The following is a 12,471-nucleotide window of genomic DNA, read 5'->3' as shown; positions in this document are numbered from 1 at the left end:
GTACTCTGTAGTATTGATAATACAAGAAGTTATTGAATGAATTAACTGTGTATAATTAGTGATTTTCATACGAACAACTTTTTTTATATGTTATAATTTTAAGCTAAAATCAAAAATCTTCTAAATTATTAACATTCATATTGCATTCATGAAATAAAATATAGCTAGTAATATTTAATGATCAAGAATTTAACGAGACTAAAAATGTTGAAAACTTTTAAAAAAAAGACTATTTCTTTAACTGCATTTCTTATAACTTTAATTATTATATTTTTTTTTGTCTTTTCGAAAAATTTTATTAACTCTTATAAAAAAAATACAACATTAATAAAAGATGATGAAATAGAAAAAAAAATAAACTCTCAAAAATCTGAAAATTCAAATCAAAAAGAAGTTTTTTACCTTAAAAAAAATAACCTTAAAGATACATTAAGAGGTATGGTTTTAGCAAAAAAATATATTCTAAACAATAACTTAGAAAAATCCTTCGAAATATTAAAAAACTGTTTAAAAAATACAGAAGAAGAAAATCTAAAAAACATCCTAAAAATAAAAATGACTAAAATAAAAATACAAAAAAATGAATACAAAATCGCAATAAAAATTCTTGAAAGCATTAAAAATAAAAATTGGATAAATATAGTCGAAAATATTAAAGGTGATATTTTTAGTAAACAAAACAAAAAAAAACAAGCAATCAACTGTTGGAAAAAAAGTTTATTACAAACATCTTCTAATGCATCTAAAGAAATTATAAAAATGAAAATAAATGAATTAATGTAAAAATACATGCAATGTAAAAAACTAATTTATTTTAATTAAAAAAGGCACAATAAAATGATACCTATTATTGCATTGATTGGACGAACTAATGTGGGAAAATCTACTTTATTTAATGTATTAACTAAAACTAGAAATGCATTAGTAGCAGATTATTTTGGCATTACCAGAGATAGACAATATGGATATTGTAAATTATTACAATCGAAACAAAAAGCAATGATAATTGATACAGCAGGTTTAGATTTTAATGCAAGTGAAATAGAAAAAAAAGCAAATAAACAAACATTTATAGCTGTAGATCAATCAAATTTAATTTTATTTGTAGTAAGTGCTCGTGATGGATTGATGCCACAAGAAATTGAAATAATTAAAAAAATCAAAACATATAAAAAAGAAATAATTTTAGTTATTAATAAAATAGATGGTATTAAGGATTGTTCTAAAAATAATGAATTTTATTCCTTAGGAATAAAAAAAATTCAAACAATATCTGCAAGTCATAATCAAAAAATAAATGATCTTTTTAAAAAATATATTATTCCTTCAATTAATATCATCTTAAAAAAAGAAAATATCAAAAAACTACAAAAAGAAGATAAAAAGATAGAAAAATCACCTATAAAAGTAGCTTTTATTGGTCGTCCTAATGTCGGAAAATCAACGTTGATAAATAATTTATTAAAAGAAGAACGAATGATTACATGCAATATAGGAGGTACAACATTAGACAGCATATCAATACCAATCAAATACAAAAATGATGATTATATTTTAATAGACACCGCCGGAACATCTAAAAAGAAGAAACATCTCAATAAATTTGAAAAAATTTCAATCATTAAAACATTAGACACAATTCAAAAATCTAACGTAATATTATTCATAATAGATGCATATGATAAAATATGTAGTCAGGATTTATTTTTGTCTAATTTTATTATAAAATCTGGAAAAAGTATTGTTATTGCTATTAATAAATGGGATTTATTAGATTCTTCTGAAAAGAAAAAAATGAAAGAAAATATTAAGAAAAAATTAAAATTTCTTTATTTTTCAAAAATACATTTTATATCCGCATTACAAAAAAAAGGTATATTCAAATTATTTCAATCTGTAAAAGAAGGATATGAAGAATCTAATAAAAAGATTAGTACATCTAAATTGACAAAAACTATGTTTGAAGCAATTAAAAAACATCAACCACCAATTTTTAAAGGACGTCGAATAAAACTTAAATATGCACATTTAGGAAGTTTTAATCCACCTAAAATAATTATACATGGAAATCAAGTAACATTTTTATCTTTACCTTATAAAAGGTATTTAATAAATTTTTTTCATCAAAATCTTAATATTAAGGGAACACCTATACAAATACAGTTTAAAGATAATATTAATCCCTATATTCAAAAACAAAAAAATTAATATTATTTAACATGATTAACAGTATATAATGGTATTTCTACTTCTATATCACAATTACCAACAATTGCTTGGCAACTTAAACGACTTTCAGAGCTAAGTCCCCAAGCTTTATCTAAAATATCATCTTCTTTTTCAGACCATCCTGAAAGAGACGCAAATCCTTTTCTAATAATACAATGACAAGTGCTACATGCACATGATTTTTCGCAAGCATGTTCTAATTGAATATTATGTTGTAATGCAACATCTAGTATAGTCTGTCCTGTTTGTGCGTATAATGTAGCACCTTTAGGTAATATAATTTTATGAGGTAAAAACAATATTTTAGGCATTTATATATTCTCTTTTAAAATACTTTTTAAAGTATAGACAATAGTATTTTATTTTTTAATAAAAAATAGTATTGATTTATTTTTGCTAAATTTTTTTAAATTAATTTTAAAAATAGGAAAATTATATCTATGTATAGATTATTTTAGTGTTATTAATTGTCATTTTATTTAATTTTTCTTTATTTATTTAAAATTATTTTTTAAATATATATCAATTTATTGGTGTTCTGTCTTTGAAAGATTTATTTTTTGTAAAATAATATTATTATCAATTTGAACTAACCTATCTTGATTACTATTTTTTTCAGATACTCTGATATTAATCAAACCATCAGTATCAATTTGAAATGTAACCAAAATACGAGCTAATCCTAATTTTTGAGGTTTAATATTTTTTAAAACAAAACGACATAATGAAATACAATCTTGTAAAAATTCACTTTCTCCTTGTAAAACATGAATTAATATAGATGTTTGATTATCTTTATATGTTGTAAATACTTTAGTTTTAGAAATAGGAATTGTACTATTTTTTAAAATAATTTTTTCAACAAAACCACCCATAACTTCAATTCCTAACGAAAGTGGAATAACATCTAATAACAATGTTTTCTTTTTCATATGAGTATTAACAAGCATATTTGCATGTATGGCAGCACCCATTGCTACAACTTTATCTGGATTAATAGAGTTTAATGGCATTTTTTTAAAAAAATCGGCTACTTTTTGATATACTAATGGAATGCGAGTAGATCCTCCAACCATTATGATTTCCTGTACTTCATGGATAGATAAATCAATTTCTTTAAGAACATCAGAACAAATTAATAAAGTTTTTTCAATTAAATTTACAATAGTTGAATTGAATTCATCACGGGTAATATAATCTGTCCAATTAAGGAATTGAACTTTTACTTTATTATATTGACTTAATTGTAATTTAGCATCTCGTGCTATTTTGAGTAAAGATGTTTGAAACCAATTATTGCATCTATTAAATAAATTTGATTTTTTATAAATATACTTGGCTAATTCAAAATCAAAATCATCGCCACCTAAATTAGAATCCCCACTAGTAGCTAATACTTCAAATATCCCTTTATTTAATTTTAATACCGAAATGTCAAATGTACCCCCTCCTAAATCGTATACAATAACAATACCTCTTTTTTTTATTTCTAACCCATATGCTAAAGCAGCAGCTGTAGGTTCATTTAAAAGTCTTATTAAACTAATGTTTGCAAGATTTGCAGCTTTTTTAGTTGCTTCTCTTTGAAAATTATTAAAATAGGCTGGAACAGTAATAACACTTGCATCTATTTCTTTTTCAAAGAAAAACATAGCTCTATTTTTTAAGTATTTTAATATCTCACTAGAAACATCAATAGGTGTAACTATTCTTGATGTTGTATGAAGTAAAATACCTCCTCTGTCATCTTTTGTTATACTATATGGTAAAGATGGATATTCTTGTTTAATAAATTCAATAGAACGGCCCAGTAAACGTTTTACAGAAAAAATTGTATTTTTAGGATCCTTAATTATTTTTTTTAATGCATTCCACCCAACCGTCACAGAATTCTTTTGATAATGAACAATTGATGGCAATAAATAACGTTTTTTCTTATCTGATAATAAAAAAACCCCTCTCTTCGTCACTGTTGCAACCAAAGAATACGTAGTACCAAGATCAATACCTAAAAATATTTTTTTTTTACATGTATTTATCAAATCAGTCATTCTATAATCCTTTATTTTATGCTTATTTTAGATGCATGTTATTTTTTAAACTTATTTTCATTCTTTCAAAAAAAAATAATTTTTCTACAAGAATAACGATCTTTTTAAAATTTCTTTTTTCAAATTCGCAATTAATGTCTTCTTGATGTTGGTAAATATTTTTTGTAATTTTTTCAAAAAAATTATTTATTAATACTTTATTAAAATCGTTTTTTTTTAAATTATCTAATTCTTCATATAAAGAAAAATATTCTTTTAAAAAAATATGATTATTTGAAAAAATAGTTTCTTTTTCAATTTTGATATCATATAAAGAGAGTAAATAGACAGATCTAGTTAAAAAATGTTTTAAAGTTTTATAACCTTTGTTTATTTCAATTGATTTTTCTAGAATTATTTTTTTCTTATGTACAGAATGATTTACAAATAAATCTGGATGAAATTGTAACTGTAATTTATAAAAATTTTCAGAAAGAATTTTTCTATCAATATTAAATTTTTTTGGTACATTAAATAATTTAAAATAATTCATTTATCACCTAAATTTATTTCATTCAAAACAATTATTAATTATAAAATAATAACAGTACATGTTGAAAGAATATTTTCTTTCAACACTAAAATTAAATTATTTATTTTTATTTTTATAATCAGCAATTGCAGCTTTAATAGCATCTTCTGCTAAAATAGAACAATGAATTTTTACCGGTGGTAATTCTAATTCTTCTACTATTCTTGTATTTTTAATGCTTTCAGCTTCTTTAATAGATTTTCCCTTCACCCATTCTGTAATTAATGAACTTGATGCTATAGCAGACCCGCAACCATAAGTTTTAAAACAAGCGTCTTCAATAATATCGTTTTTATTAACTTTAATTTGTAATTTCATTACGTCACCGCAGGCAGGAGCACCGACTAATCCACTTCCTACATTCATGTCTGTATTAGAAAAAGATCCAACATTACGTGGGTTTTCATAATGATCCATTACTTTTTTACTATATGCCATTTTTATAATTCCTTAATTTTTTTATATTTAAATATGATCCCATTCTATGCTATTTAAATCAACTCCTGATTTAAACATTTCCCATAAAGGTGAAAGTTCACGTAATCTATGAATAGATTCATGAACTAATTTTATTGTATATTGAATTTCTTCTTCTGTTGTAAATCGTCCAATAGAAAAGCGAATAGAACTATGAGCTAATTCATCTTTAATTCCTAAAGCTTTTAAAACATAAGATGGTTCTAGACTAGCCGATGTACAAGCAGAACCTGAAGAAATTGCTAAATCTTTAAGTGACATAATTAAAGATTCTCCCTCAACATAATTAAAACTAACATTTAAGATATGAGGTACACCTTGTTTTAAATCACTATTTAAATAAACTTCTTCAATGTTTTTAATCCCGTTCCAAAGTAAGTTTCTCAATTTTGTTGAACGAATAAAATCATCATGTATTTTCCTTTTGGCTAAAATAAAAGATTCTCCCATTCCCACAATTTGATGAACTGGTAAAGTACCTGAACGCATTCCTCTTTCATGTCCTCCACCATGTATACAAGGAAGTAGACGAACACGTGGTTTTCGACGTACATATAAGCAACCAATTCCTTTTGGTCCATAAACTTTATGAGCAGAAAAAGACATTAAATCTATAAATGTTGTTTTTAAATCAATAGGAATTTTTCCCATGCTTTGAGTTGCATCTACATGAAAAAAAATACCATTTTCTCGACAAATTTTAGATATATTATCTATATCTTGTATAATACCAATTTCGTTATTTACATGCATTATAGAAACGAGAATAGTATCTTTTCTTATATTTTTTTTTAGATTGTTTAAATCAATAATGCCATTATTTTTAGGAGTAAGATATGTTAAATTAAATCCTTGATTTTCAAGATATCTACAGGTATCTAAAACAGATTTATGTTCTGTTTTACTAGTGATAATATGTTTACCTTTGCTTTTATGAAACAATGCTATACCTTTTATAGCTAAATTGTTTGCTTCAGTAGCACCTGAAGTAAAAATAATTTCACGAGAATCAGCTCCAATAAATTCAGAGATCTGATTGCGTGCAATATCAACAATTTCTTCAGCATCCCAACCAAATTTATGAGAACGAGAAGCAGAATTACCAAATATTCCATCTATTGTTAAATGATTCATCATTTTTTTTGCAACTTGATACTCTACTGGAGTAGTTGCTGCATAATCTAAATAAATTGGAGTTTTCATAATAAAATTGCTCTTTTAATTTAACATTTTAAGTGTATAGAATAAATATTCTATCATTTTCATAATAAATTAGATCTAAAAATGATTAAAATTTATTGTTTTTAAACTTATTAAAATACATACTAGACTTTTATTATGATTAATAATATAATTATTTTATATTTTACAATATCACCTAGGGGTGTAGTTCAATTGGTAGAGCATCGGTCTCCAAAACCGAAAGTTGTAGGTTCAAGTCCTGCCACCCCTGCCAAAATATCATTAATTAATCATTTTTTAATATAAAAATGTTAAAAAATAAATTAATTTCTATAAATTTAATTATATAAAAAGTATAATTCCTAAAATTTCTATATAATTTTCTAAAAACATTCTATTATTTATTTCCTCTAATAATTTCATTAATCAATGGTATAATTTTTTATAAAAAACCTATAGAAATTTTTTTCAAAAGATGCTTAATACCATTATTTTTGCTGGAGTAGTTTAAAAAATGCCTAAATATCGTTCTTTTAAAACCACTCATGGAAAAAACATGTCTGGAGCAAGATCATTATGGCGTGCTACAGGTATGAACGATGAAGATTTTAAAAAACCTATTATTGCAATAGTTAATTCTTTTTCACAGTTTGTACCAGGACATATTCATCTCAAAAAAGTCGGAGAACTGATTTCAGACCAAATTCAGAAATCTGGTGGCGTTCCAAAAGAGTTTAATACTATTGCAATTGACGATGGAATCGCTATGGGACATTCCGGAATGTTATATTCTTTACCTTCAAGAGAATTGATTGCAGATTCTATAGAATATGTAATTAATGCACATTGTGTTGATGCCATGATCTGTGTGTCTAACTGTGATAAAATTACTCCAGGTATGCTTATGGCAGCATTAAGACTAAATATACCATCTGTCTTTATTTCAGGTGGTCCTATGGAAGCAGGTAAAATAAGAAAAAATGAAAAAGAAATAAAAATTGATTTAGTAGACGCTATTATGATAGGAGGACAATCTAATCAATGTAAAAATTTTATTAAAGAAGTTGAACTTTTAGCATGCCCTACATGCGGATCTTGTTCAGGGATGTTTACAGCTAATTCTATGAATTGTCTAACAGAAGCTATAGGTTTATCCTTACCAGGCAATGGTACACTTTTAGCAACTCATGTTGATCGAAAAAATCTATTTATAAAATCTGCTAAAACTATTGTCAAAATCACAAAAGAATATTATCACCATAACAATAAAAAAGTTTTACCGAGAAGTATTGCAAGCAAAGAATCTTTTGAGAACGCAATGATATTAGATATTGCAATGGGTGGTTCAACTAATACTATTTTACATTTATTAGCCGCTGCTCAAGAAGCAGAAATTGATTTTAATATGTCTAATATTGATGAATTATCTAGAAAAATACCTCATATTTGTAAGGTTTCTCCAAGTACTTCGCTATATCACATGGAAGACGTTCACCGTGCTGGTGGTGTTATGGGTATTTTAGGAGAACTAAATCGTGCTAATTTATTAAACAAACAAACACAAAATATATTGCAATTAAATCTAGAAGAAACTTTAAAAGAATATGATATTGTTTTATCTAAAAACCCTGATATTTTGAAAATGTTTAAAGCGAAACCTGCTGGTATTCGTACAATACAACCTTATTCTCAAGAAAATAGATGGTTAACGTTAGATTATGATCGTAAAACTGGCTGTATTCGTTCATGTAAAAACGCCTATAGTCAAGATGGAGGATTAGCTGTTTTATATGGAAATTTAGCTAAAAATGGCTGTATAATTAAAACTGCAGGAATTAAAAAATCCAATTATATTTTTTCTGGTCCAGCAAGAGTATATGAGAGTCAAGAAGAAGCAGTTAACGCTATTTTAAAAGGAGAAATTATTTCAGGTGATATTGTCGTCATTCGTTACGAAGGCCCTAAAGGTGGACCGGGAATGCAAGAAATGTTATATCCAACTACATATTTAAAATCTATGAAGTTAGATAAAACATGTGCATTGATTACTGACGGTAGATTTTCAGGTGGAACTTCAGGACTTTCTATAGGACATGTTTCTCCAGAAGCAGCAAATAAAGGTGTAATCGCTCTAGTAAAAAACGGTGATATTATTAATATTGACATTACTCAAAGAGTTATTAATCTAAATATTACAGAACAAGAATTACAACAACGTATTTTTCAAGAAGAATCAAAAAAATCTTTATCTTATAAACCTCTGAATAGAAAAAGACATATTTCATATGCATTAAAAACATATGCATTTTTTGCTATGAGTGCAGATAAAGGCGCTGTGAGAGATCGACAAAAATTATCTAAGATTTAAAAAACCAATGTCTATAAAAAATCAGGAGAATATTTATTAATGAATTATTTTAATACATTAAATTTTCGTCAAAAAATTAATCAAATTAAAAAATGTCGTTTTATGGAAAAAAAAGAATTTAACAAAAAAAATGAAATATTGAAAAATAAAAAAATAGTTATTGTAGGATGTGGATCTCAAGGTTTAAATCAAGGTTTAAATATGAGAGACTCAGGATTAAATATTTCTTATGCTTTAAGAAAAAATAGTATTTTAAAAAAAAATCAATCTTGGATTAATGCAACAAAAAATAATTTTTTAGTAGGTGATTATGAATCACTTATACCAAATGCTGATTTAGTAATTAATTTAACTCCCGATAAACAACATTCTAATGTAGTTAAGGAATTACAAAAATTAATGAAAAAAGATGCATGTTTAGGTTATTCACATGGTTTTAACATTGTAGAAAACGGAGAAACAATTAGAAAAGATATTACTGTAATTATGGTTGCTCCCAAATGTCCAGGTACAGAAGTACGAGAAGAATATAAAAGAGGATTTGGTGTTCCTACATTAATCGCTGTACATAATGAAAATGATTATTCTAATATGGGATTAGAAGTTGCAAAAGCATGGGCTTTCTCTACTGGTGGACATCGTGCAGGAGTTCTTGAATCATCATTTGTTGCTGAAGTAAAATCAGATCTCATGGGTGAACAAACAATTCTATGTGGCATGCTTCAAACCGCTTCATTAGTATGTTATGAAAAATTAATTACAACTCAAAACCATCCGGGTTATGCAGGTAAATTAATACAATTTGGTTGGGAAACCATAACAGAATCGCTTAAACATGGTGGTATCACTTTAATGATGGATCGACTATCTAATTCATCAAAAATCAGAGCATTCAAACTATCTCAAGAAATAAAAAGAATTTTCTCAAAACTATTTCAAAAACATATGGATGATATTATTTCAGGAGATTTTTCTTCAAAAATGATACAAGATTGGAAAAATAAAGATCAAAATTTGTTAAATTGGCGATATAAAACAAAAAACACATCCTTTGAACAATCTCCTGATTATGATAAAAAAATATTAGAACAAGAATATTATGATCATGGGATACTTATGGTCGCAATATTAAAAGCAGGAATTGAGTTGTCTTTTGAAACAATGATACAATCAGGTATTATGGAAGAATCAGCGTATTATGAATCATTACATGAATTACCATTAATAGCGAATACAATTGCGAGAAAAAAACTATACGAAATGAATATGGTAATTTCAGATACAGCTGAATACGGCAATTATCTTTTTTCTGAATCAGCATATCCTATTTTAAAAGAATTTGTAAAAAATATTAATAACACTGATCTTGGTTCTGCTTTACCTAGAAATTCTGTAAACAACATTGAATTATATAATGTCAACACAATGATTCGTAATCATCCGATAGAAATTATTGGACGTAAGTTAAGATCTTATATGAAAAACATGAAAACAATTATTGTAGGTTAATAAAAATTGTTGTTTAAAAATATTTACTTATATATCATCATTTTTAATTAAACATTATCGATATTCTCATGTCTCTTAATTTTGCTCAAAAAAATGCTGTTAAATTGATTACTGGTCCCTGTTTAATTTTAGCAGGGGCTGGTTCTGGAAAAACAAAAGTCATCATCAATAAAATTGTTTATTTAATTAAATATGGTGCATATAAATCTCACAATATTGCAGCGGTAACTTTTACAAACAAAGCCGCTTATGAAATGCGAACTCGTCTTTCAAAACATTTGAATATTTTAAAAACAAAAAATATAAATATTTCTACTTTTCATTCATTAGGATTAAAAATCATCAAACATGAAATTAAATCATTAAGATTTCATGATAATTTTACTCTGTTCGACGAAAAAGATCAAATTTCCTTACTAAAAAAAATATGTAATAAAGAAACGAAAAATAATATAACATTATTAAAAAAAATTAGTTTTCAGATTTCCTTTTGGAAAAATCAATTTTACACTCCTGAAAAAGTTAAATCTTTAGCAAAATCTGCTGTAGAAAAATACTTTTCAGACATTTACGAAAAATATAATACTTGTCTTTATGAATTAAATTCATTAGATTTTGATGATTTAATTTGTTTACCTACCACTTTATTAAAAGAAAATAAAGAAATAAAAAATAGATGGCAAACAAAAATTACATACTTATTAGTCGACGAATATCAAGATACAAATAATAGTCAGTATGAATTTATAAAAGAACTAACTAACACTCAATCGAATTTTACGTTAGTTGGAGACGATGATCAGTCGATTTATTCTTGGAGAGGTGCAAATCCTAATAATATTTTCTTATTAAAAAAAGATTTTCCTAATTTAAAAATTATAAAAATGGAACATAACTATCGCTCTTCAGGGAGAATATTAAAAGCAGCTAACAGTCTGATTTCTAATAATATGCATTCTTTAAAAAAAACATTGTTTTCTCAATTACAATATGGAAAATTTATACAAATTATAATAGCTGAAAATGAAGAAAAAGAAGCTGAAAAAATAGCGAAAAAAATTTTTCTACAATGCTCTAAAAAAAAACTTCAGTATCAAGATTATGCAATCTTATACCGTGGAAATTATCAATCACGAATTCTTGAAAAAGTTTTAATAAAAGAAAATATTCCATATAATATTTCAGAAAATTCATCATTTTTTTCTTGCGTTGAAATTAAGGATTTATTAAGTTATCTTCGTATTATTATTAATCCTAATGATAATGCTGCATTGATAAGAATTATAAATATTCCTTCTCGGAAGATAGGTAGTATTACTCTCAAAAAAATAGAAAAATATACTACTAAACAAAAAAAAAGTCTGTTTGATGCTATTAATGATATTGAATTAGAAAAAATTATAAACAAGAAAACTATTAAAAAATTAAAAGATTTTATCGATTTGATACAAGAATTTATTGATTTGGCTGATATAGCACCATATAAAATTTTAGATAAAATTATTCATGATATTGAATATGAAAAATGGCTATACAAATCTTTGAAAGATCCAAAAAAAATACAAAAAAGTATAAATAATATTTATACATTGTCTGAATGGTTAAAAAATATGATTCAAGGTGATGAACTTGAAAAACCCATGAGTTTATCAAAAATTATTACACGAATGACATTACGTGATATTGTAACAAAAAATACAAAAAAACAATCAGATAACAATAAAGTACAGCTCATGACATTACATGCATCTAAAGGTTTAGAATTTCCTACTGTTTTTATGATTGGCATGTGCGAAGGAGTTTTGCCTAATCAAAAAAGTATTCATAATAATAACATAGAAGAGGAAAGGCGATTAACATATGTAGGAATAACTAGAGCGAAAAAACAATTGTTTTTTACTTATTGTTGTAAAATCATTCAATATGGGAAAATGTTGTATACATCACCTAGTCGATTTTTATTTGAATTACCTCAAGAAGATATAAAATGGGAAAAAAATATTTTTAAAAACAATTTCGACAGATAAATTTAGAAAATTAAATTATTAAAAAAAATTTAATAATTGTTAGAAAAAAAATTTAAA

At 25.3% G+C, this 12,471-nt stretch carries 10 protein-coding genes and 1 tRNA gene; 6 read left to right on the top strand and 5 right to left on the bottom strand.

Annotated elements, in window-relative coordinates:
- Positions 1 to 204 precede the first annotated feature (204 nt).
- The gene (locus ATN01_RS03070) at positions 205 to 783 is read left to right on the top strand and encodes a YfgM family protein (RefSeq protein WP_075433598.1); all 579 of its coding nucleotides are present in this window, start codon (positions 205 to 207) and stop codon (positions 781 to 783) included.
- 54 nt (positions 784 to 837) lie between these two features.
- Positions 838 to 2,208 carry a ribosome biogenesis GTPase Der gene (gene der, locus ATN01_RS03065; protein ID WP_075433597.1) on the top strand — a complete coding sequence of 457 codons (1,371 nt, stop codon included), beginning with the start codon at positions 838 to 840 and terminating at the stop codon, positions 2,206 to 2,208.
- Positions 2,209 to 2,210: 2 nt separating this feature from the next.
- Here der and fdx read toward each other — a convergent pair whose 3' ends face one another.
- The 5 genes from fdx to ATN01_RS03040 form a co-directional block, all read right to left on the bottom strand.
- Positions 2,211 to 2,540 (bottom strand): ISC system 2Fe-2S type ferredoxin, encoded by a 330-nt coding sequence (gene fdx / locus ATN01_RS03060; protein WP_075433596.1) that lies wholly within the window; start codon positions 2,538 to 2,540, stop codon positions 2,211 to 2,213.
- A gap of 216 nt (positions 2,541 to 2,756) precedes the next feature.
- Entirely contained in the window at positions 2,757 to 4,280 is a 1,524-nt protein-coding gene (gene hscA, locus ATN01_RS03055; RefSeq protein ID WP_075433595.1) for a Fe-S protein assembly chaperone HscA, read from the bottom strand.
- 22 nt (positions 4,281 to 4,302) lie between these two features.
- A complete protein-coding gene (gene hscB / locus ATN01_RS03050; protein ID WP_075433594.1) occupies positions 4,303 to 4,812 on the bottom strand; it encodes a Fe-S protein assembly co-chaperone HscB in 510 nt (169 codons plus the stop codon).
- Positions 4,813 to 4,908: 96 nt separating this feature from the next.
- Entirely contained in the window at positions 4,909 to 5,289 is a 381-nt protein-coding gene (iscU, locus tag ATN01_RS03045) for a Fe-S cluster assembly scaffold IscU (RefSeq protein WP_075433593.1), read from the bottom strand.
- A 27-nt stretch (positions 5,290 to 5,316) separates the two neighbouring features.
- On the bottom strand, positions 5,317 to 6,531 hold the full coding sequence (locus ATN01_RS03040; RefSeq protein WP_075433592.1) for an IscS subfamily cysteine desulfurase: 1,215 nt from the start codon (positions 6,529 to 6,531) through the stop codon (positions 5,317 to 5,319).
- 177 nt (positions 6,532 to 6,708) lie between these two features.
- On the opposite strand from ATN01_RS03040, the gene ATN01_RS03035 reads away from it, so the two are divergent.
- From ATN01_RS03035 to ATN01_RS03020, 4 genes are all read left to right on the top strand, one after another.
- A tRNA-Trp gene (locus ATN01_RS03035) sits at positions 6,709 to 6,784 on the top strand.
- Between the two features lie 240 nt (positions 6,785 to 7,024).
- Positions 7,025 to 8,878 carry a dihydroxy-acid dehydratase gene (gene ilvD / locus ATN01_RS03030; RefSeq protein ID WP_075433591.1) on the top strand — a complete coding sequence of 618 codons (1,854 nt, stop codon included), beginning with the start codon at positions 7,025 to 7,027 and terminating at the stop codon, positions 8,876 to 8,878.
- A 39-nt stretch (positions 8,879 to 8,917) separates the two neighbouring features.
- On the top strand, positions 8,918 to 10,387 hold the full coding sequence (gene ilvC, locus ATN01_RS03025; protein WP_075433590.1) for a ketol-acid reductoisomerase: 1,470 nt from the start codon (positions 8,918 to 8,920) through the stop codon (positions 10,385 to 10,387).
- A gap of 68 nt (positions 10,388 to 10,455) precedes the next feature.
- Complete coding sequence (locus tag ATN01_RS03020; protein WP_075433589.1) at positions 10,456 to 12,414, top strand: UvrD-helicase domain-containing protein; 1,959 nt, start codon at positions 10,456 to 10,458, stop codon at positions 12,412 to 12,414.
- The last annotated feature ends 57 nt before the right edge of the window (positions 12,415 to 12,471 follow it).

This window comes from Buchnera aphidicola (Diuraphis noxia) (assembly GCF_001700895.1).
Taxonomy (GTDB): Bacteria; Pseudomonadota; Gammaproteobacteria; order Enterobacterales; family Enterobacteriaceae; genus Buchnera; species Buchnera aphidicola_D.
This window is presented reverse-complemented; position numbering and strand designations above follow the sequence as displayed.